A 22,673-nucleotide genomic window follows, 5' to 3' on the forward strand; every position below is an offset into this window, starting at 1 on the left:
AAGACCATTGCGGGCGAGGCAAACAACCGCTAACTGGCCGCCCCGTCCAGCCGCGCTCTCAATGCTAAGGGCTGATTGGCAATTCAAACAGGCCAGCTCGCCAAGCAGCCAAGAATTGTGGCATGCTGGGAAGCAATCCAGCCTGCTTACTCAACTGCTCCGGCGACAACCAAAACACCTCAGCTACTTCGGCCGGATTGGGGACAGGAACTGCGTCCGCGGCAATCTCTGCTGTCCACCAGGAGAGCGCCGTTCCCCAACTAGTCACGCTGTCCCAGACCTGCTCCACTGGTCGCACGTCCAGGCTCAACTCTTCATCCATTTCCCGAATCAACGCTTCCGCGGAGCTCTCCCCAGCTTCAATGCCCCCGCCAGCGAAGCAGATCAGCCCCGGAGCCGCCACTTGTTGCGATCGGCGGATGACGAGAAAGGTGTTATCGCGCAAGATAATAGCCACGACCCCGCGACGCCCACGCGGATTCGGGGCGCCAACGGGGAATGAGATCGCCGGCCTGTGGTCCTCGTTCGATGTCACGCGATTCCTCATTAGTTACAGATTATCCCTTCCATCGCCTCGACTCGCAGCCCAGAACAAACGCACCATTCATGCATCACAGCGACACGGCAGCCGCCGCGATTATTGCTGCCGACCCCAAAGCGAGATTGGCACTGCAGACGATCGCCCAGTTGAGCGAAGCGGGTTTCATCGGCTACTTGGCTGGGGGATGCGTTCGCGACGCGCTACTCGACCGCCGCCCCAAAGATTACGACGTGGCTACCAACGCGCGACCCGACCAAATCCAACAGCTATTTGGCCCTCGACGCACCTTGGCAATCGGCGTTTCCTTTGGAGTGGTCTCTGTTTTACCCGAGCGACGTGGTGAGTTCGACCCGGTAGAAGTGGCCACTTTTCGCAGCGACGGTGCCTACACCGATGGCCGTCGCCCTGATGTCGTCCACTTTAGCACTCCAGAACTCGACGCGCACCGCCGAGACTTCACCATTAACGGCATGTTTTTTGACCCCCTAACCAAACAAGTCATTGATTTTGTCGGCGGTCATGAAGACTTGGCCCAGCGACAATTAAGGGCAATCGGTAATCCCGTCGCGCGGTTTGCTGAGGACAAACTGCGTCTGCTGCGAGCAGTCCGCTTTGCCACCACCTACAACTTTGCCATCGAACCACTGACCTTCCAAGCTGTTCGCGAACACGCCGCCGATGTAACCGTCTGCAGCGGTGAACGGATCGGGGCCGAAATGCGACGCCTGCTAGCTAACAAACATGCCGACCGGGGCGTCGAACTGTTGCTCGAAAGCCAACTCGCCGCCGCGATCATGCCCAGCCTGAATACCGCGTTATCCGATCCGCAACGCATGAACTCCCTGCAAGCTCTATTGCGAGAACTGACCGCAGGGGATTTCCCGGCACGTCTAGCCGGTTTGGCGGGAAGCGCTGGCGAAGCCGCTGCAACCGCTCTCGATGAACTGGCCAGCAACTGGCGATTATCCAATGAAGAATCCGCCGCCGCACACACCGCGCTCAAATACCTACCCCAGTTGCTTAACGCAGACCTAATAGCTTGGTCAGAATTACAGCCCTTGCTGGTCAGTCGCCACAGCAGTTGTGCCATTGAACTCACGCGAGCCACAATCGCTTCCACTCACACTGAAACAGCAGCTTGGCAGCGCCTGGCGGCAACTCAACAACTCCCTCCCGACCAGCTCAATCCGCCACCACTGTTGACCGGCGCCGACCTTATCTCACTCGGCCTACAACCAGGCCCCGAGTTCAAGCGATTACTGGAGCGAGCGCGAGCCGCACAACTGGACGGCGAAATTTCTTCGAGCGAAGAAGCACTATCTGCAGTCTCCGAGCAGCGCTGGGTGGACCCCTCGTGAAACCAACCACTGCGAATCTTATCACCCAGTCAACTGCATCCCAGCCGGTTGCATCCCAGCACGCTGTACCCCTAGGGCCAGCGGCCGGAGCAGCCTGTGGTTTGACCGCCGCACTCGGATACGCCGGCGCTAACGCGGCTCTCCGCGCAGCAACAGAAACCGATGCTATTTTGGTTTCTGCTGTCAAGGCAATTCCCACGATTCTAGCTTGCCTGCCCCTGCTGCTGTTGCTCCGCTGGCGAGGCCGACCCGTGGCCACGTCGTGGCGAACGCTGCCGCTGCTGCTGGCCGGGGTCACCGTCGGGCAATTATTCGGAAACCTGCTGTTTCAAGTTTCCCTGGGCATTATCGGACTGGCTTTAGCCGTACCGCTAAACCTCAGCGCCATGATTATTGCCGGGGCAATCTTAGGACGCGTGATGCTGGGTGAACCCGTTTCGCGGCGCACAATCGTGGCGATCATCGTGTTGATCGTTGCAGCCAGCGTGCTCTCACTCGGTGGCCAAGCCATCACCATCGAAGGTGCGATCACCTGGCAGCGAATGGCTTTCGGACTGCTGACTATCATCATTTCGGGTGTCGCATACGCATTTTTCGGAGTAGCCCTCCGGCGCTCGCTGCGCGAAGGCATGAGCGTGCCGCTGGCAATGTGCATCTCCGGAACAGTCGGCGCCTTATTGCTGGGTCCGATCGCCGTCAATCAAATGGGACTGGAGAAAATTGCGGAAACATCAAACAGCCAATGGCTAATGATGTTCATCGCCGGCGGACTTAATATGGCGGCCTTTTTTATGCTCTCTTTCTCCTTGCGCGCCATTCCCGTGGTGGCGGTCAACTTGCTGAACGCCACCCAAGCCACCCTGGCCGCGTTGATGGGCGTCTTGATGTTTTCCGAACCACTGACCAGACCGTTGCTGATCGGATCACTGTTGACAGTTGCCGGCTTAGTGGTGCTTGGCTCCGGTGGCCAAAGCCTCTCGCCGCGAAGATTTTTCCGCAGCAAATCCTCATCCGGCAAGCAGCCCGAAAACAACGCTCAAGCCACATCGCCCAAATCCAGCACCGCACCGTAGCGACGGGCGAGTTGATGTTTCAGTCTCTCATAACCGGGCATCTCCAACAAAGGATCTTCCTCGATTAATTCGCGAGCCAACTCGCGGGCTTCGATCAACACATTAAGGTCGCGCAACGGATCGGCGATCAACAACGGTGGCAGACCGCTCTGCTTAGTACCGAGCAAATCGCCCGGGCCACGCATGCGAAAATCGGCCTCAGCCAACTCAAATCCATCATGCGTTTCCGCCAACACTTGCAACCTCGCGTTCTCATCCGGCGAACTGGTCCCGTCGGTAAAAACCCCCACATGCCCCACGTGTTTGCCACGGCTGACGCGGCCGCGAAGTTGATGAAGTTGGGCTAAGCCAAATCGTTCGGCCCCCAAAATCGTCATCACGGTTGCGTTGGGCACATCAATGCCGACTTCGATCACCGTCGTCGAAACCAACATTTGCAGACGCCCCTCGGCAAACCGCTGCATCACATCGTTTTTCTCCTCCGCAGACATCCTGCCATGGAGTAACCCGACACGATATTTGGCAAACGGTCCCCGCGTGAGCCGCTCAAAAGTAGCCTCCGCCGATGAGATGTCTTCGCCGCGACCAGCCTGTGCTTCCGCATCTTCAGAGACCAGCGGTGCCACGACGTATGCCTGGCGGCCCTCGTCCAGTCGCCCAGCCACAAACTGCCACCAACGCTCGCGCCAACCATCCTTGGCCAAATAAGTTTTCACCACCCCGCGCCCGGGAGGCTTTTCTCTCAGCACGCTGACTTCAAGATCTCCAAACATGGTCATGGCAACGGTCCGCGGAATCGGCGTAGCCGAAAGAACCAAATAATGCGGATTGATTCCGTCACCGCGCAAACGTGCTCGCTGATTAACACCGAACTTGTGTTGTTCGTCGATCACCACTAACCCCAAGTTGGGCAGCTCAATACCATCATATAACAGTGCTTGAGTGCCGATCAGCAAATCGATCTCTCCGGCCGCCGCGCGGGCAACTGTTTCCTTTCGCGTTTTCGCTTTGAGTGAACCTGTCAACAAACCAATGCGAACGCGGCTTTCCGCCAAGGCGGTGGCAAAAGTTCGTTGGTGCTGCCTCGCCAGCACATCGGTCGGAGCCATCAAAACAGCTTGGTGACGATGAGCCACGGCCAACAGCATCGCATACTGGGCAATCACCGTTTTTCCACTGCCAACGTCCCCTTGAATCAATCGATTCATGGGAAATTGCCGCGACATATCACGCCCCACTTCGCTGATGGCGCGTTGTTGATCGGCGGTCAACTGGAAAGGAAAACGACGTTGAATCGCCGCGTTGATCTCCGGCGATGGAACCAGAGCCGGACTCCGCAGATCGGTCGTCAAACGTCGGCGACGCATCGCCAACGCAAGTTGTTGCAACAACAGTTCTTGAAAGATAAATCGCCGCCGAGCTCGCTCCAAGTCAGTGGCCGAAGCGGGTCGATGGATGTTCCGCAGAGCTTCACCGATCGATTCCAGCGAAGCGGTTTTACGAATTGCGTCCGGCATGACTTCCTGCACCTGGTCGACCAACTGCTCAACGACACTGGCCATAATCCGTCGCATCTCGACCTGCTTGAGCCCTTCGGTCAGCGGGTAAATCGGCAAAATTTGCTCTTCGCCCAATTCCTCGTGACCGTCCAACAACGTGGTCTGAGGATGGACAAACTCAAACCGAAACCCGTTCATTCGTGGCGTACCACTGACCATCAACCGATCACCGCGGCTGATTTTTTCCAAGCGATAGGCTTGATTGAAATACAGCAAACGAGCATCCCCCGATTCATCTTCCACCAAAATGCCGGCGATCGATTTGCCAGGACGCGTGACCCGCAGATCAAGCTCCACGACCGTGCCCACGATCGTCGCTTCCTGACCATCTTGCAAATTAGCGATCAGCGCCGGTGGGGCCGGATACTGATAATCTCGGGGAAACATAAAAAGCGCGTCTTGACCGTTGCGAATCCCCAATTTCAACAACAACTCAGCCCGCTGCGGCCCCACCCCGCGAAGAAATTGAGCTGGAGTGGAGAGATTACTGGGATTGGCATTCCCGGGATTACTGGTGGCGTTGCCCGCAGTCGCTGGCGAGGGCGTTTGCGTTTGCCGCGTGGTTGGCCGTGTTGTCGCCATTGCATGCTCTCACAAAATCTTTAATGAAAATGAAATCGATCTTGCGTCGCTCGTTCCCTGCTTCCTACCATCCCCACCCGCGGACATTTTCACCCATTGAAGGACTTCGGTGTGCGGACGGCGATCACCAAAAAAAACGCTTGGCTCTGCCAACTCGCCTCAGCCATCATCTTTACGCTATTGGCGGCGGGCTGTACACAGGGCCCCTATCCGTTGGGCCCAGGTTTTCCCGCCGGCGGTCCCTGGGGCAACCCGCAAATGCCACCCGGTTACGCCGCTGGACAAGACGCTTTTTCAGCCGGCCAAGCACAAATTGCCGAATTACAGCGGCGAGTCGAGTTGCTCGACAAAGACAATCGTCAATTACAAACCCAGCTGGCGCAAAGCGAACAGCACGCACAAGTTTACCGCGACGAGCTGGGCTTGCTAAGGAACCAACTGGCGGACACCGTGCAGCGCCTAGAAGAAGAACGACTGGCGGCTGCTCGCACGGCACAACAATTCGAGGGCCTGCAGGCTTCCACACGTTATCGCGGAGGTGCCACCTTGCAAGCCAACACCAACGCGCGGCAAATTGGCGAAGCGCTCAAGGCCAGTGGATTTCCCGTCAATTTCGAGGCCGATGCGGCTCGCGTGATATTGCCCGCTGACCAGTTGTTCCAGCCGGGCACCGCACAACTGCTTCCCCAAGCAGCCCGCCTGCTGACTCCCTTGGCCAGTCAAATCACCCGCTTGGCTCCGCGGCAAAGACTAGCGGTGGAAAGCTACTGCGACGATGGCCCGATTCCCGGCGGAGTGTTCGCAAATCCACAGCAAATGACAACCGCGCAAGCTAACGCCATCTCCCAACTGTTGGTCCAACAAGGGGGCGTGGCCAGTCAAGCCATCACGGTTGCCGGAAATGGGCAACTGAGTCCTCGGCAATCGAATCAAACGGCGGCCGGACGCGCCGCAAATCGACGCGTCGAAATTGTCATCTATCCAGATACGTTTTAACTGCCGCGTGCTCGCCTCCCATGCATCGATTCTCACTTCTCCTGCTGCCTGCGATGCTAGCCGCAACCCTGCTGATCTCCAGTCGCGACCTTAGCGGCGATCAGCCAGCCGCCGAGGAGCCAGCCGCCGGATTCCTGATGCTTCGCGGCGATTACGCAGTGCTGAAGGGATCCGTCCGCCAAGAACCCGATCGCGTGATCCTCATCCAGCACAACGGAGAAATTCGCTTTCCTCGCTCACGTGTCGCTTGCTGGGCAAATAACCTAGCCGGACTTTACCAGTTTCAAATCGACCACCTCCCAGCCAACGATATCTACGAACACTCGCGACTGGCGACATGGTGCCTCCGCCATAACTACTTGCCAGGCGCAGAGGCACAACTGCAAGCGATCACAAAACTTGATCCTAACTACCCGCAACTGCCGTTGCTGAAGGCCGAGTTGGATTTAGTGCGGACCCAACTGGAGCGCCCAACGCAAAGCACAGCTGAACGGGACACGGCAGTCAGGCAAGTTGGACACACCTTGTCATTGCCTGCGCAAACAAGGACCGACCCAGGCACCTCCTCCGAATCGCCGCCTGTCAGCGAAAATTTAAGCTCGCGGCTAATTCGCGAATTCGCCGTGACCATTCAACCACTGCTGAATAATCGCTGTGCCACCGCCGCTTGCCATGGCAACGGCTCGCAAGCCGCTTTTCAATTTCGTTCCAACAGCATCGGCGCGGCCCGTCCCTCGCAAGCCATCACGCTCGCTAACCTGGAAGAAGTTGTCAAATGGATCAACAGCGATCAACCACTCAACAGCCCCCTGCTGGTCCAAGCCCAACAGGCCCACGGCGGAACCTCCGAGGCACCGCTGGAGGGACGCACCAAAACAACAGAAAACCGCCTGCGGGATTGGATCGAACAAGTTGCCGCAGCCAGCACCAACCCGAACCGAGCAGCTGATAATTGGGCCGACCAATCGCTCCAGTCACCGACTCCCCTCGCACGAGCTGGTACTGGGCAATCCGAGTCTGGGCAATCCGGTACTGGGCAATCCGGTACTGGGATAGCCGGTACTGGGATAGCCAGCACGACTAATGCGGCAAACTCGCAATCACCGCCACCGCAGACTCCCCGCTCAAGGCAAGCGACCACCGTCCCCGTGCGATTGCCTCGTCTCGACGATCCCTTTGATCCGCAACTCTTCAACCGCAAAATGCATCCGCACAAACGTGCTGACAAAGGCTCCTAATCGCCTAGCAACCCGCCAGTCTCTGGCATAACGTTTGCTAACTCTTGATTGCTTGACTGAGAAACCTACTCACGTCAGCGAATGCGCTTAAGAGCAATTCTTTAGCTCAACCAATTACATTTGAAGCAACGCCCCGCCGGATCGGATTCGGCTCCAAGTAACTTCCTACAAAACTTCAAATCATAACTTATACACTGGAGAATGATGAAGCGACGCCACACATTAAATCGGCAACCCACTAAGATCGCTGCTCAAACCGCAATAAATCCTGTCGCGTCAGCAAGCCCAACAGTTTCTTATTGCGAACCACTGGCAAACAACTGACATCATGTTGTTGCATCATGGCGCGGGCCATTCGCAAAGGTTCTTCCGGCGCAATGCAGATGGGCTCACGAACCATCGCCGCGGCGACCCGCAGTTCAGGATTGATCGGGCTGGCCTGCTCCAGATCGTCGCCGGAGGTCTGCTGCGTTCGCTGCTCGCCTGCCACGGGGCTGGCGATTTCGCTGGCAGATTCGCTCGCTGCGTTCAAGAAACGTTGCAAATCGGTCCAAGTGATAATCCCCAGCACCTCGCCCGATTCGTTCTCAACCGGCACGTGCCTGATGCTCCGCCACTGCATGATGCGAGCGACCAACTCTAATAAGTCCTCCTCGAAAACGGTAATAATGTCAGTCGTCATCAACATATCAACCCGCTCCTCAAGGATCGATGTTCCGGACAACGCTTGCAGTGGGCGAACTTTCCAATCGGCAACGACTTGACCTGAATTCTGCCGTTCCCAACAGGCGGCCGTAAGTGCGGTCTGACGTTCTAACAAATCAATCTTCGGGTCAGTCTCCCGCATCGTTAACTTCATCCACTTGGCCCCCGTCATACGCTTTACGACACGATGCTCAATGATCCCCAGATATTTGGTAATGTCCGCATCATCGAGCCCTTGACTCTCCAAACCGGCCTGGGCCATCGGCAACAGGAAATCCAAAATCAATTGGCGAGCGTTAACGTTCTTGCCAAGCCAGGTTAATTCAACGTCGAGACCATGCTGGGCAGCTCGCAAAAAGTTCTCTTTGGCTTCTCGGAAATCCATCCGCTCCCAAAGATTGCAATAGTCTCCTGGCATTCCACACATTAAACCGATCCAAAAAGCCGCATTGGCAATCTCATCGGCAGTCGTCGGACCGGCGGGGAGGTAGCGATTCTCCAGCCTCAGATGTGCCACTTTGCCATCCGAGCCGAAGCAGGGACGGTTCCATTTCCAAATCGTCCCGTTGTGTAATGCCAATGATCGTAACTTAGGCACCTCGCCCCGCGCCAGTTGGGCGAGGCTATCTTCGGTCGCCGTGTTAAGAATTAGCGGATAACGCGCGATATCCTCTTCGAAAATTTCCTGAATCCCGTGGCGAATCCAGCGGTTGCCAAAATAGACACGCGCTTGTCGTTGCCTCAAACCATGATCACGGGAACGAGTGTCAACACTTTGCTGGAACAGGGCGATCCGCGTCTCCGACCACAGTTCGCGTCCAAACAACAATGGTGAATTGGTGGCCAAGGAAAGGACCGGACCGGCAATCGCTTGCGCCCAATTGTATTGGTCGACGAAGGCTGACGGATCGACTTGCAAATGAGTCTGAAAACTAGTGTTACAGGCTTCGAACAAAATGCTGTCGTGACGTATCATCAAGTCGTCAACACCTTGGATAAACAGTTCCACGCAGTCGTGATTTCTAAGCTCGCGAATTCGCTGCTCCAACTGATGATAGCGCGACGAGGGAGTCATGAAACGAGCATCCATTTCCGACATGCCGACCGAGGGCAGAATACCGGTGAGAATAATCCGATTCCCATGCTTTTCCGCAGCCAGACGCGCTCGCAGCATGAGCGTGTCTAACTGCTGATGCAACGTCGATAAAGCGGCCCCCCGCAGCCGCACCGGATCGAGATTCAGTTCAAGTGTGTACAGTGCCAACTCGGTGGTAAAGTGCGGATCGTCTATTTCCGCGAGCACCTCAGTCCCTTGGCATGAGGGTCGAAAATTTGCATCGACGAGGCAAAACTCCTGCTCGGCACCAATCCGCCGGATGCCACTTTCCAACATACCTCGCTGGGCCATTTCCTCGAGCGCCAACAGATCATCCAGTAGCCTGGCAGCCAACACGCGTCGTTGGCGTGCGGACGTTTGTTGCTCGATACAATGATCGCCCATTTGACAGCTCTCCAACGACGTTTCCAGTTCTGAAACCACTTGCCAGCTGATTGCTTTCGCAGTCGAACAGCATACCAGCTACCAGTGGCACGCGTGAAAGTCGACCGACGGCCAATCTTGAATACCAAGAGCATCGACTACCAATAGCATTGACAACGGCTAGCATTACGGCCTAGTTAGGTGTTCAATATCTGCTCAGTCCCGGCGCGGCGGATGCCTCGAGCAAGTCGTCAGCCCACCGCGGCGTCCCTGCCCTGAGAGCCTTGATGAACGATCCACAAGAAAACAACCACAACGCGTTCCCCGAAGAAGCTATCGGTGATGACGAACACAATCGTCCGCAACCAGCCGACGAGCCGATAACTCACGTCCGCTCTGAGGATCTGCTCGACCTCATGCGACAAACGATTCTGCGTTTGGAATCGGACCAACCGTCGCGGGGCGATGTGAAAATCCTCAGCCGGACGCTGCGTGAATTACGCTATGCCTTCAAGGTATTCCAGCCCTACCGGCGGCGGCGCAAATTGACCATTTTTGGTTCCGCACGAACCCCGGCCTCCGACCCCTCCTATCTGGCGGGCGCCGAACTGGGCCGCGCCATCGCCGAGCATGGCTGGATGGTAATTACGGGAGCCGGCGGGGGCATCATGGAAGCCGGCCATCGCGGTGCCGGGCTCGATTCATCGATGGGGCTGAACATTATGTTACCCTTTGAGCAACGAGCCAACGAGATTATCGATGGTGATCCCAAACTGGTGACGATGAAGTATTTTTTCACGCGAAAATTAATGTTCGTAAAAGAATGCTCAGCTGTGGCTTGTTTGCCAGGCGGGTTCGGCACCTTGGACGAAGCGATGGAGACGCTGACTCTCCTCCAAACCGGCAAACAAACGATGCTGCCCGTGGTCTTCCTTGATGCTCCTGGTGGCAGCTATTACCGCGACCTCAGCCACTTTATTGATCGCCATTTGCTCGAAGGGGGCATGATCAGCGCCGAAGATGTGCGACTCTATCGCGTCACCGATTCGGTAGACGAGGCGGTGCAAGAAATCCTCGGTTTCTATCGTGTCTTTCATAGCATGCGGTACGTCCGCAACCACTTAGTTCTGCGGCTCAAATCGCCACTTTCACCTCAATTGCTCGAAGAGGTAAACACCCGTTTCAACGACATCTTGGTGGAAGGCAAGTTTGAGCAATCGACCGCTTTTCCGGAAGAAAAAGACGAAAGCGAGCTAGCTGAACTTCCGAGATTGGTCGGACATTTTGATCGCCGCAGTCTCGGGCGGTTGAGAACGCTGATCGATTACATCAACGCGCCCGAGGATGGCGAAGATCCCGATTATCGCAATCTCTGATCGATCGCCCGCAGCGCGCTATTCCCCTAACTCGGTCTTCAATCTTTCATATTGCACGACGACCTGCTCGATGGCCGTGCGGAGTCGCTCGACTTCGCGGCCCTGGCCCTGCGCCTCGGCGGCCAACGGACGCAGCCACTCCTGAATCAGATGGAATTGACCTCGGATCACGTCCAGCAACACGCGCGGTACCTTGTGCTGCACCAACACGCGACGTTCGGTTGAATCGCTGGCTGATTGCTCGACCAATTGGCGTAGCTGCCCGGCGGTATCTCGCACCGCGTCACCAAGTTGTGCTTGGTTTCCAGCCAACACGCCGCTGAGACGCCCCAAATGTTCGGCAATCAATTCCTGAGTCGCCGAATCACCGCGCGCGGCAATGCCTTGTTGCAAGACTCGCCGAATCGACTCCAAGCCATCCCGCATCGCTTGCAATTGCCGCATCACTTGGCCAACGCTATCCGAAGCGTCGACGCCACCCATTCGCACACTCTCAACGTAGGCGTACTTGATCGCTTCCCAACGCTCACTCTCAGCCGCCGTCAAGGTATCCATCAGCTCCTTAAACTTGAGCAGGTTGGCCTCGTTGTCGCCAGTCAAAGTCTGCGCATCCTGCTCATAATTGCTGAACAGCAGCGATCGCAATTCCCGCTCGTTCATCACGGGAACCACACGTTCGGCAATGCGATTCATATTCCGATAGCTACCCTGCAACTTAAAGGGCGGTTCCGTTCGATAGGCATCCGCCTGGGCGGCGCTGCGGATATACTGCCGGTTAACCTTCAAAACCGCGTCGCGGACAAGGATCAACTTCCGCATCACCTCAAACATCTCACTTGCTTGGTCCATCGACCAGGCACCGGCTAGCTTAATGTCATCAGGACTGTTCCTTTCCGCCGCCCGGATCAGCTGCCGGACATCGGCTGGGTCGCCAGCCGCCAGTGGTGCCAATGTTTGGTTTCCGGTGAGACAGTTCTCCAAGTAACTGGACTCAAACGCGTCGATCGCCGTGCCGATCGTTTCCCCTAAATTATAAGTGTCCGCTCGGTTGCTGAGCATATCGGGAATCTGGAAACGTTCGCCACTTTCCGTGTAAGGGTTACCAGCCATCACCACGGCCAAACGTCGCCCGCGGAGATCATAGGTCCGCGTGCGACCTTTCCAGACTCCTTCGATCTTCCGCGTGGCATCACATAAGGAAATGAATTTTTGCAGCAACTCTGGATGGGTGTGCTGGATGTCATCCAAATATAACATCACGTTGTCACCCATCTCCAAAGCCATGTTAATCCGCATGACTTCTTCACGAGCTGCCGCGTTCGGCGCTTCATTCGGATCTAACGATTTGACATCATGGCCAATGGCCGGGCCATTGACTTTGACAAACACCAACCCCAGCCGATTGGCGATATACTCCATCAATGTCGTTTTGCCATAACCCGGAGGACTGACCAACAATAACAGTCCCATACGGTCAACTCGCTTGCCTTCTCCAGCCACGCCGATTTGCTTTGCCAGGTTGTCGCCAACCAGTGGTAGATAGACTTCATCAATTAAGCGATTTCTGACAAAACTGCTCAAGACACGTGGTTTAAACTCCTCGACTCGCATGTCATGACGAGCGGCTTCCAACAAATCATGTTTGGCCTGACGCAGGCGGTGATAACGGGGAACCACATCGCGTTGATAACGCCGCACCCGCCCCAATAGTTCATGGTAATGCACAGCCATCACACCCGACTGGATTCGCGAATGGGCTCCGGCCAGATCGGTTAATCGCTTACCCAACTCCGCATCGACAGCGTGCAATTCCCCGGCACCGCCCCTCAGAATCAGAAAAGCCAGTTCGTCGAGGTAACCGGCGGCGGGATCGGCGAGGTCATCAGACTGATATTCGTCCAGAAACGCGGCGGCCCAGTTGCGAGCCAACACCAGAGCGGCGAGGGTGCAACGATCGGGCCCGGCAATCGTTTGCTCCAACAATCCATCTCGGTCGTCGCCCGGCAAAGCGGCCAAAAATTGCTCATAGAGCCCCAAGCCTCGCCCGCTGACCACGGGGTTGGTCTCGCCAATCAATTCATCGAACAAATAATTAGCAACATCCGCCCACAAGATTGAATCAAATAGTTGTCCAAACTCTGTCGACTTGGCGGTTGCTTGTAGCTCGACCTCCAGGCGTCGACGAAACTCCAAGGCCGGTTGAGCCCGCGGGTAAGCCCGGGCCAAGTTGGCAAAACCACCGATCCACCGTTGCAACTCTGCTCTCAATGGTTTCTCGGAGAGAAAATCCCACCAAATACGCCCCGCCGCTCGCACCTCGGGAGAATATTTCAATAACCCAATGTGGCCGTGAATTGCCCACAAGGTGCTGAGAATTTTTGCCGCGTCTTCATCATGCACACCCTTGGCGTAGCCCTCGCTTAACCGCCGTCCCACCGCCTCACGAACCGCCGGCAACGCTTGCGACTGTCCGAGCCCCGCATCGAATAATTCAACGGCCAGATACTCAGCGCGATATACCTCCTGGTTCTCACTACTCAACTCTTGCGACCAGAGATCCTTAGCCGCAATCAAGTCAGGATGATCCAGCGGTTCAAAAAATTGAGTCCCCGTTAAGTGCAGGCACAGCACTCCATCCCGCAACACGGTGGTGAGATCAACCGTCTGCGTATTGACCGCGAAACGATGTTGCCCGAGCCGAATGGCCTCGCCACCTTCCTCAAACAAGTCCTGACGATCCTTCAATTGCCGAATCGCGTCTTCGCGGATGGTTTTCAAGCGGCTGCGCAAATCCTCCACGCGCACCATATCGTCCAGGGCGGTCAATTGGTCCACGATACCACGAACCTTCTCGACCATTAGATCCGAGGCGAAGTAAGCATGAATTCCATCGAGCGATGCGATGCGGCGAACCCGCGAGAGAATCCCGCCGAGAATGCGATCGGCCGCCGCACCCAACGTCTCGGCTCGTCGATTCCGCGCCTCAACCAATTGGACTTTGCGAGTTTCAAAAGCGTTGTAAAGTTCCTCACGCTTTTCGGTCAGCTGGCTGGCGAATTCATCAAATTCGGCAAAACGTCCTTCCAGTTCTTCTAACTGGACCATCAGCTTTGTCAGATACTCGTCACACTTTTCAGGCGAATCACTGACGTCGAGATAACCGGCGCTAGTTTGGTCCAACAATTTGATCTGCGAGGCAAACTCGGCGCGACCTTCGACCCCGACCAACTCGTTCAGCCGTGACTTTAGACTGCTCCGAATTCGATTAAGCCTGGCCAGCGCATCGCCGATGCTATCGATAATGCCCGTTCGTTTGGTGGCGTCATCGATGCGCAAATTGGAGACGGTTTCGGTCAATAGTTCGAGATGCCCGGCAGCCTCGTCAATCGAGGCGTCGAGCTTTCGCCCGGCGGCCACCGTCTCCACCGACTGGATGTCAGCGCTGAGCTGTTCGGCGCTGGCTCGATAGGGTTCCAAAGCGTTATCGGTCAGCAAAAAATCGACGCAACGACGGCTGAGCCGATCCGCTTTTTCGGCGAGGGTTGTTTCCAAATGGGCGACCCGCTGCTCGTCGACGTATCGCAGCTCACGCAGTCCTATCGCATGTCCACGCTGCTCTCGCAGTTCGGCAAGATTCTTGACATAGTCGTTGATCACCTCGAAGCGAGCGCGGTCAATCGACTTCAGCAATTGCTCGACAGCCTGCTCCACCTGCCGCGTGCGCTGTTCGGTCTCCCGCCGCACCCGCACAACTTTCTCGAACTCTTCCACCGCGGCGGCGGCCGAATCGCGAATGGTCGCCAGCGGAATCGATAGTTGTTGGGTGTCCTCTTTAGCGAGCCAAAAATAGCTATCGAGGACATCACCCGACTTTTTTACCAGATCGACGTACAGCCCCTCGTAGCTATCGTCTTTATCGATCAGTGAGAGGATCTCCGCGCACTCAGACATCCCGCGAACGAGTTCCTTATTGCCAATTTTGTAGAGCATTGACTCCGTGTCGCTGTCGGGCACATAGTTGGCGCCAACAAAGGGTGTCTGCCAAATTTGAATTGCGTGGTGCTTCTGAGGCTCTTCGTGCGCGCGGAAGCAAACCATTTCACCCGCTTCGAAAAAGGTTTGCCCACTGCAAATTTGCGGCGTGTCAACTTCTTGCCGAATCACGTTGTAACGCAATTGGACGAAAGTCCCGCTGTCACGTGTGTAGAACAAAAAGAGATAATCTTCCCCATTGCTGGCCGCTAGGGTCCGCTCGTAGAGCATCCCTTCCAGGCCGTGATCAAACTGCTTGGAATCGCCATTCTGCAGGTAGTATCCGCCCGAATAAATAATTCCATGATCGTCAGGCAGCAGCACGCAGGACTGGGCAATCGCGTCGATGCGGGTGACACGATTAATTTTAGCATTAAAGACAAGGTGACGAAATTCGCGCTCTTGGTAAGGGCGAATCTTCAACAAGATCAGATTGCCCAGCGGGGCATAATATATCTCTGCGTCGTCCAATGTCTGGTCAGCATTCTCGACCGGCTCATCGTAGATGCCGTAACCGCTTTCGGTGTTGTCTTCTATCTTGACCGTCAGATCGCCACCCACGCATTCAACAAAGAGACGATCTTCGATAGCGATGTGCGGATGGGCACCGTAGCGATGTAAGTCGCGAGTTGTCCGTTTCCACTCGAAAGCGTGCTGCGGAGGATAGGAGACCTCGTGCTCGCTGCGGTTATCAATGTATTCTAGAGGCTGATCCTGTTGTCCAACGGGGAGGCGGAATTTGAAGGTCTTAATGTCGCTGGGAGATTTTCCGACGCGAAAGACCAGGTACAAAAAAGGCCCGTGGGAGAAAAACCTCGCCAGGTAAGTCCCCCGATAGAAGCGATAAAGTTCATGAAAATCACGGCTGAATCGCTCGTCGTTGAGCAGCGAATCGAGCGGTTCGGCATGAAATTGATGATCCTCAAACTTGTAAACCGCCAACACATCGTGCAGATGCGTTTCCGTTTTCAGGCCGAACTGAACGTTGTAACCGAACAAAAAACGGTTACCGACGGCGGCGAGGTCGACCGGGACACAATTATGCTCGGTCGTTACGCGGACCGTCTCGACCAACTTGGGCTCGATGTTCCCGAAGACCTCCGCCCGCGCCGCGTTGAGACGATCAATACGTTGCCGTAAATCGTCCGCCGACGACCTCAGCCGCCCGCGGAGCACCTCGTAGGTGCCCGCATCGAGTTGCTCCGCTGAAGCCATTTAGCTAGCTCCGTTGGTGCTCGATTTCGGCTTCGCCTGGAGATAGCCAAGTGGTTTATCGGCGAATCCCGCACTGCCGGCCATCCCCAACAAACTGGAGAGTTGCCCGCGAATATCGTCGGTATTTGCCAAGCCCATTAATTTCGCAATCAGAGCCGCGATGGAAAGATCTTTGATATCGTTGGCATCAAGTTGGAACTGCTCGACCAACTCCATCAACTTGCCCTGAAAGTACTCTGGATTGCCATTAAAGAAGGTGTCCTTGACGTCCGTGGCGACCCGGCTGTTGTAAACGAAGCGGTCGATTGCTTTGCCACCCTTCACCGCGGAAGTAATCTGATCAAAGAATTCTCCATCACCTCCCACGATATCGATGCGTGCCGCCTTGAGTGCGTCGCCGATAACGCTGGCTTGCGATGAAGCGATGTCCTTTTGTGCGCTGATAGCGGCAATTTCCACTGCCTTCTCTTTATCAAGCCGCAGTTTGAATTCTTCGTGCTCTTTGCCGACTCCATCGAGCTTCTTCATGGCTTCGGCCTTTTCGGTGATACCAATGGCTTCGCTGGAGAATTTTTGTTGCATGACATGTGCTTCTGCCAAGCCTTGCTTCTCCAGCGCCTCGGCCTTTGCGGCGGTACCCTTGGCTTCGGCAACTGCTTTCTTTTCAGTCACGTTGGCCTCCGCGTTGCCTTCCTTCTCGAGGGCTGTGGCTCGTGCTTCCATCACGCGGACATCGGCCAAACCGCTGGCGGCGGCCCGCGCTGTTTCGGCTTCGGCCAACATCTTGGTGGCTTGCGTATCGCGTTCGGCGGCGTCTCGATTGGCATCCGCTTCGATGCGAATCTTCTCGGCTAACAGTTCGCTAGAACGTTTGGCAGCTTCGGCGGCTTTGGTTTCGCGTATCAAAGCTTCTTCGGCCGTCATTTCGGCTGCCGTGATTTGCACCGATTTCAATCGCTCGGCGGCCGCTTTTTCCTCAGTATCCTTGATCAATTCTTGCTCTTCGACCACGGCCCGTTCGACCGCCACGCGTTCTCGGATGACCTCTTGAATGTTTCGCTTTTCAACCTCGATCGCTTTTTCCTTTTCAACTTGAGCCACGCCGACAACGCGTTCACGTTCGGTGGCTTCTAGCAAACGATCACGCTCGACTCGCTCCAACTCCACGCCATCGGTCTTTTCTTTGTTGCGTTGAGCCACCAGCACTTGGCGTTGCTTGTTCTCTTCGGCGATGCCCAATTCTTCTTCGGTAGCGATGCGGGCTTGTTCCGCCAACAGACGTTGCTCTTCGCGGACCTTGGTGGCCGCAGCATGCTCGCGCGATTCAATTTCGGCGATCTCGCGTTTTTGCTTTTCAACAGCTTCAACGCGTTGGCGTTCGAGCGAAAGAATGGTTTCTTCCGCCTCGACGTCTTGCTTCTTAAGAGTCTTTTCTTTGTCGCGAGTGAATTGGTTTTCCTTAACCTTCTCCGTGGCAGTCAACTCGGTAATCTTCTTGATGCCCTCGGCATCCAAAATATTGTTGGGATTCAACAATTCGAGCGGTGTCTGTTCGAGATAGTCGATTGCCGCATCATCGAGTCGGTAGCCATTTAGATCCGTCCCAATAACTTTAAGAATCTGATCCTTAAACTGATCGCGTTTATCATAAAGATCGACGAAATCAAACTGCTTACCAACGGTTTTCAAGGCTTCGCTGAATTTGGCGTCAAAGAGTTCTCGCAAGGTATCAATTTGGCTGCACCGCTTGGCCCCGATCGACTGTGCGACCTCGCGAATTTCACTCTCGGTTTTATCGACCCGAATAAAGAAGGCAACCTTGATGTCGGCGCGGATGTTATCGCAACAAATCAGCCCCTCCGACCCTTGGCGAGCAATCTCAAAGCTTTTCAGCGTTAAATCCATCCGCTCTTTGTGATGAAAAACGGGAATGACAATCATGCCCCCACCGGTCACCACGCGCATATCACGTTTGCCACCGGTCACAATCAATGCTTCGTCAGGGCCAACCTTGACATAGAACGAACTGAGTACAACGACTGCACCAAGCAGCAGTACGAAGGCAACCGCGGCGACAATTAAGGCGAATTGCCAAGAGAAAATCTCAAAAGCCAACAGGGACGTTATCATTTACCTGCCTCGTGGGATTGGACCGTATAGACTCTTGCGGTGGGATCAAAGTCGATAATTTCTGCGAGCTGGCCTTTCACCAAGGTTTCGCCCGTTGTGCGGATATTTAACAGCAGCGGCGCTCCATCAGTTTTAAAGCGGGCCCGTCCAAACTCAGTGGTGGCCTCGCCGGTCTCAATTTCGCATATTTGGCCGACGATCTGATCGGTACGAAAAGCGGTCGAACGCTCGAACCAACCACGCATCGGTAGCGTCAAAAATTTGGTAATCGTGACTGACAACACCAGATTTCTGCTCGCTAGAATCACGCTGGTCAACAACAACGGCTGATAGCGATCACTATCAAATCCTTCCCAGAGCAACAGCGACAGCAACCACCAGCAAAAGCCGAACACGCTCATCCAGATGAACACCGGTATCGTGTCCAGGTTGAGCCAGCGAATCGATGCCGCTCCCAGCGAACCGGCGGAATCTGCAAAGCCGGCTATTCCGTCACCATCGGCATCGGCAACTTCAAAATCTCCGTCAGCCAAACCCATGAAGATTAGCACGCAATATGCGAGCAGTAGGCAGATTAAAACGCTAGCGGGCCAGACGGGGCCGGTAAAGCAAATTTGCAGAAACTGACTAATCGATTCAAACATCGCTGTTGTGTTCCCTCGTTGCCGACGCCCCCAATGGTACATGCTGCCAAAGCATTAGGCGGGAATGCCCGCAGAACCGGGCGCGAGGAATTGAGTATAATCCTCGCCCGACGGTCAATCCGGCCGAATCGGCAAATTAAGCAACAAAGTTATCGCCGAAAATCTAGCAGCGGCTAGCCGGAGAAATCACGCCGCGACTGCTGAGCGAGCCGCTCGACTGCTGGAGAACGCTGGATAAGTGCCGCTTCGATTGGCGTTTCAGCGGCAGCTTGCTTGGCAAGCTTTCGATTCCCACGCAAGGCAACGACGTGGCTGAGGACCCGTTCCAAGCGGATGATGCCGACCAATCGCCCGGAGGCGTCTACCACCGGCACCGGACCGCTGGGAGGGGTTTGAAAACCGGCCAATTGTGGTTCCAGATTACCTGGTGCCTGGAAGATGGGCTCGTCGTCGCGCATCAGATCGGTAGCAATGCGGTCCCAATCATCCTGCTCCGCAGCCTCCACGACGGCCGCACGATCAAGCATTCCCAGAAAGTAGCCTTCAACGCCGCAAACAGGCAGGCTGGGGTTTCCAGTAATCGCAAAACTGTCGACCAAGTCCTGCACGCGATCCATGGCTCCGACCGATTGCGTTGCAGGCTCCAACCAATGCTCCACGCGCATGCCTCGCATGGCTTCTCCAAGAGCAACTTGGCGGGCCTCCACCGAACCCGCGTAGGCGATAAATCCAGAGACCAGGATGACGGTGTACATTTGAAAATAAATGCCCAAGCCGGCCATCAGCAAGGCGATCACAAAACCAATCCGCGAAGCCAAATAGGTAGCGGTTCCATAATCAGTCAACATCGCCAAAAAGGAGCGAAAGACCCGGCCACCATCCATCGGAAAGGCAGGCACCATGTTGAAGATCACCAAAGCCAGATTGATCAACAGCAACCATCCCAGCGGATGCTCGCCAATAATCACAAGCGCCTCATCAAACGAGGCCACATCTTCGGCGCGAAAAACGAAAAACAAAGCGACCGCCGTGAGCGCAGCAATCACCACGTTGACAGCCGGACCGGCAACCGCGACCAGAAACTCTTGAATGGGCTTCCTCGGCATCCGTTCCAACCTCGCCACACCGCCGATCGGCAACAAAGTAATGTCAACCGTCTGCACGCCAAATCGTCGCGCCATCATGGCATGACCATACTCGTGCAAAGTGACACACAGGAAAAGCACAGCAATCTGCGCCATGGAGGTCCCAGCCGCCAACCAACCTTGCTGGGTTTGCCAGCCGGCGACCCAGCCCGCATCGGTTTGCTCGCCAGCGGCAAACATGCTCGACGCGCCAACACCCAACATCAACAACCAGAAAGACCAGTGGATGTACAGGTCAATACCGAGGTAGCGGCCAATATTGAGACGATTGGCGATGTGACGACGAAACATGCGGGGCCAGCCAGTGCGGGTAGAGCTTTCCGTATATTCTACGGTACGGAGTGAGACGTGTTCATGGGAATTCAGCTTGACCGATTCCCGTCACGATTTCCCTCGCTTCATTCTCTCTCCGCGGACCAAACTGGACCGCAGCTAACGTCCCAGCGGCAAATGGCTTGCGGAGAGAATTCGCATTCAATTCTAGCCGCTCGCCGAGGGAATGAGGGCCAAGTCGCGGCGATTCAGGCAAGATAGGCGATGCTAAGCCGCCTTGGCTTGACTGGTACCACACAAACTCCGGAAGAAGGCGTTGCGTTGCAGCAATTCTTCCCGACTCCCTTGATCACTGACCCGACCATGCTCAAGAACCGCTACCCGATCAGCAAGCGCTAACGTGCTGGAACGGTGGGTGATCATGATCCCCGTTCGCCCCACGAGGAACTCAGCTAGCGCGGTGTGAATCAATTGCTCGCTCTCGATATCGATTTGGCTGGTCGCTTCGTCCAACACCAAAATGTCTGGGTTGCGAAGGAAAGCACGCGCCAGCGCCAATCGCTGCATCTGCCCACCTGATAACCTCGTGCCCGCGGTACCGAGCATCGAATCATAGCCAGCGGGGGTTTTACTTTGAATGAATTCATCGGCATACGCTTGGCGAGCCGCTCGAATAGCATCCTCCCGCGAAGCCCGCGGAGAACCATAACGAATATTGTTCAAGATCGTATCGTCAAAGATCACCGTCCGCTGAGTCACCAAACCGATGCGTTTTCGTAAATCGCGACTGCGAATATCCCGAATGCTGATCCCATCGATGGTAACTTCACCACAACTCGGATCATCAAAGCGACACAGCAGGCTGACCAAGGTGCTCTTCCCAGAACCATTCGGACCGACCACCGCCAAGCTTTGACCATGGGGAATCTCCAGTTCCAAATTGTCGAGCACTTGAGGGCCAGTCGGATAGCTGAAGTTGACATTGCGAAAAGCCAGCAGCTGATGTGGCCTGGCAACGGTTTGGGGATCGGCTGGCTCACGCACGCGAACTGGTGCATTGACCACTTCCATCAATCGTTCCGAAGCGGCGATCCCGCGTTGCAGATTGCTCCACACATCGCTCAGCTTTCTGGCGGGGTCCGAAGCGCCGATTAACAGCCCAAAGAATAAGATCATCTCACCCACGCTCAACGGGGTGGCTCGCATCTGAATTCCGAGCAAAGCGGTTTCACCGTTGAGCACCAGATAACCACCCGCCAATAAACCAATGCAAATGATGGTGGTTCCCAAAGCTTCCGTGGCAAAACGGCTAGCTGCATTATAAAAAGCCACTTTCATCGATTTGCGATAGTACTTCCCAGCCCCTTGGCGGAAGCGCGCCCGCTCGTAACTCTCCGTATTATAAGCACGCACAATTCTGATGCCGGCAAACATCTCGCTAAGCATTCCATACAGCTGAGTCATCTCTTCCATGACCCGACGGCTGCTACGGCGAATCGCCCGACTCAGTGTTTGAATCACAAAGCCGACCAGCGGGGCGACGATGAAAGTCAGCAGCAACAATCGCCAACAAATCATACCCGCGCCGACCAAACAAACGATCATCTTCAGTGGTTCGCGGACCAGCCGGCCAACCACGATGCTGATCCCCATGGAAAGATCGTTCACATCACCCGTCAAGCGACTAGTCAATGCCGAGGAACCGGCCTCACCATAGTGTTCTAAATCTTGGCGGAGCGCGCGGCGAAAGAAGATTTCCCGCATCTGCATCGCAGCCCGCTGACTCAAATCTTGAACCAACATCAGATTGATAGTCAGCGCGATGAGCTTGATCACGGTTGCCGCGATCAACAACGCGACGACCAACACCAAAGTGCGAAAAGGAGTCGTCGGCAAGTGCTCGCTCGCCCACGGTTCAATCCAACGCAGCGTCTCGGTCGATTTCCGGTAGGTCGTCTCTTTCAATTGCTCCGCTTCGATACGCCAATCTAAATCCTGACGTTCCGCCGCCAAGCGGGTGGCTTGCCGGTCGTCGAGAGCGGTGGCCTGGGCAGCTGCGATCTCAACCAAACGCAGCTGCAAATCGCCAACTATTTGAGCTGCCTCATTCGCCTTCCGCTCATTTTCAGCCACTTGGGTCTGAATGTAATTGGCCGCCCCTTTGCCCTCAAAAATGACCTCCACCATCGGAAAGACTGCGGAAATGTTGGCGCCCCACAACAGGGCCACCAAGAACGACGAGAGGAGGCAACAGCCCAACGCCCATCGCCGACGAAGCACAAGTCGCATTACCTGGAGAAAGTCTTTCATCCTTGGCCTTCCCTGC

At 55.6% G+C, this 22,673-nt stretch carries 13 protein-coding genes; 5 read left to right on the plus strand and 8 right to left on the minus strand.

Annotated features, from left to right (window positions below):
* Positions 1–64 precede the first annotated feature (64 nt).
* On the minus strand, positions 65–457 hold the full coding sequence (locus SH139x_RS27560) for an NUDIX hydrolase (RefSeq protein ID WP_488352929.1): 393 nt from the start codon (positions 455–457) through the stop codon (positions 65–67).
* A gap of 149 nt (positions 458–606) precedes the next feature.
* Between SH139x_RS27560 and SH139x_RS27565 the strand changes: the two genes are divergently transcribed.
* The gene (locus tag SH139x_RS27565) at positions 607–1,899 is read left to right on the plus strand and encodes a CCA tRNA nucleotidyltransferase (protein ID WP_488352930.1); all 1,293 of its coding nucleotides are present in this window, start codon (positions 607–609) and stop codon (positions 1,897–1,899) included.
* Positions 1,896–2,972, plus strand: a complete 1,077-nt coding sequence (locus tag SH139x_RS27570; protein ID WP_488352931.1) for a DMT family transporter — start codon at positions 1,896–1,898, stop codon at positions 2,970–2,972. Before SH139x_RS27565 ends, SH139x_RS27570 begins: the two co-directional genes overlap by 4 nt.
* On the opposite strand, the gene recG is transcribed toward SH139x_RS27570, so the two are convergent.
* Positions 2,936–5,113, minus strand: coding sequence for an ATP-dependent DNA helicase RecG (recG, locus tag SH139x_RS27575; RefSeq protein WP_488352932.1), 2,178 nt, complete (start codon positions 5,111–5,113; stop codon positions 2,936–2,938). The genes SH139x_RS27570 and recG overlap by 37 nt on opposite strands.
* 96 nt (positions 5,114–5,209) lie before the next feature.
* Between recG and SH139x_RS27580 the strand changes: the two genes are divergently transcribed.
* Both SH139x_RS27580 and SH139x_RS27585 read left to right on the plus strand, forming a co-directional pair.
* Positions 5,210–6,109 (plus strand): OmpA family protein, encoded by a 900-nt coding sequence (locus SH139x_RS27580; protein ID WP_488352933.1) that lies wholly within the window; start codon positions 5,210–5,212, stop codon positions 6,107–6,109.
* 53 nt (positions 6,110–6,162) lie between these two features.
* Positions 6,163–7,347 (plus strand): hypothetical protein, encoded by a 1,185-nt coding sequence (locus SH139x_RS27585; RefSeq protein ID WP_488352934.1) that lies wholly within the window; start codon positions 6,163–6,165, stop codon positions 7,345–7,347.
* A gap of 238 nt (positions 7,348–7,585) precedes the next feature.
* Here SH139x_RS27585 and SH139x_RS27590 read toward each other — a convergent pair whose 3' ends face one another.
* Positions 7,586–9,553, minus strand: coding sequence for a glutamate-cysteine ligase family protein (locus SH139x_RS27590; protein WP_488352935.1), 1,968 nt, complete (start codon positions 9,551–9,553; stop codon positions 7,586–7,588).
* A 266-nt stretch (positions 9,554–9,819) separates the two neighbouring features.
* On the opposite strand from SH139x_RS27590, the gene SH139x_RS27595 reads away from it, so the two are divergent.
* Positions 9,820–10,908, plus strand: coding sequence for an LOG family protein (locus SH139x_RS27595; RefSeq protein ID WP_488352936.1), 1,089 nt, complete (start codon positions 9,820–9,822; stop codon positions 10,906–10,908).
* 18 nt (positions 10,909–10,926) lie between these two features.
* Here the strand turns inward: SH139x_RS27595 and SH139x_RS27600 are convergent, their stop codons facing one another.
* The 5 genes from SH139x_RS27600 to SH139x_RS27620 form a co-directional block, all read right to left on the minus strand.
* Entirely contained in the window at positions 10,927–16,155 is a 5,229-nt protein-coding gene (locus SH139x_RS27600; RefSeq protein WP_488352937.1) for a DNA repair ATPase, read from the minus strand.
* Positions 16,156–18,285, minus strand: coding sequence for a flotillin family protein (locus SH139x_RS27605; protein WP_488352938.1), 2,130 nt, complete (start codon positions 18,283–18,285; stop codon positions 16,156–16,158). It lies immediately after the preceding gene.
* Complete coding sequence (locus SH139x_RS27610) at positions 18,282–18,929, minus strand: hypothetical protein (protein WP_488352939.1); 648 nt, start codon at positions 18,927–18,929, stop codon at positions 18,282–18,284. Before SH139x_RS27610 ends, SH139x_RS27605 begins: the two co-directional genes overlap by 4 nt.
* A 173-nt stretch (positions 18,930–19,102) precedes the next feature.
* Positions 19,103–20,365 (minus strand): site-2 protease family protein, encoded by a 1,263-nt coding sequence (locus SH139x_RS27615; protein ID WP_488352940.1) that lies wholly within the window; start codon positions 20,363–20,365, stop codon positions 19,103–19,105.
* Positions 20,366–20,614: 249 nt separating this feature from the next.
* A complete protein-coding gene (locus SH139x_RS27620) occupies positions 20,615–22,657 on the minus strand; it encodes an ABC transporter ATP-binding protein (RefSeq protein WP_488352941.1) in 2,043 nt (680 codons plus the stop codon).
* Positions 22,658–22,673: the final 16 nt, after the last annotated feature.

Source organism: Kothea flammea (genome assembly GCF_052161645.1).
Classification (GTDB): domain Bacteria; phylum Planctomycetota; class Planctomycetia; order Pirellulales; family Pirellulaceae; genus Laterigemmans.

Coding starts and splice junctions, on each gene's coding strand:
- SH139x_RS27605 (WP_488352938.1), bottom strand. CDS start 18,285: ATGATAACGTCCCTGTTGGCTTTTGAGATTTTCTCTTGGCAATTCGCC.
- SH139x_RS27590 (WP_488352935.1), bottom strand. CDS start 9,553: ATGGGCGATCATTGTATCGAGCAACAAACGTCCGCACGCCAACGACGC.
- SH139x_RS27565 (WP_488352930.1), top strand. CDS start 607: ATGCATCACAGCGACACGGCAGCCGCCGCGATTATTGCTGCCGACCCC.
- SH139x_RS27600 (WP_488352937.1), bottom strand. CDS start 16,155: ATGGCTTCAGCGGAGCAACTCGATGCGGGCACCTACGAGGTGCTCCGC.
- SH139x_RS27615 (WP_488352940.1), bottom strand. CDS start 20,365: ATGTTTCGTCGTCACATCGCCAATCGTCTCAATATTGGCCGCTACCTC.
- recG (WP_488352932.1), bottom strand. CDS start 5,113: ATGGCGACAACACGGCCAACCACGCGGCAAACGCAAACGCCCTCGCCA.
- SH139x_RS27585 (WP_488352934.1), top strand. CDS start 6,163: ATGCTAGCCGCAACCCTGCTGATCTCCAGTCGCGACCTTAGCGGCGAT.
- SH139x_RS27595 (WP_488352936.1), top strand. CDS start 9,820: ATGAACGATCCACAAGAAAACAACCACAACGCGTTCCCCGAAGAAGCT.
- SH139x_RS27620 (WP_488352941.1), bottom strand. CDS start 22,657: ATGAAAGACTTTCTCCAGGTAATGCGACTTGTGCTTCGTCGGCGATGG.
- SH139x_RS27610 (WP_488352939.1), bottom strand. CDS start 18,929: ATGTTTGAATCGATTAGTCAGTTTCTGCAAATTTGCTTTACCGGCCCC.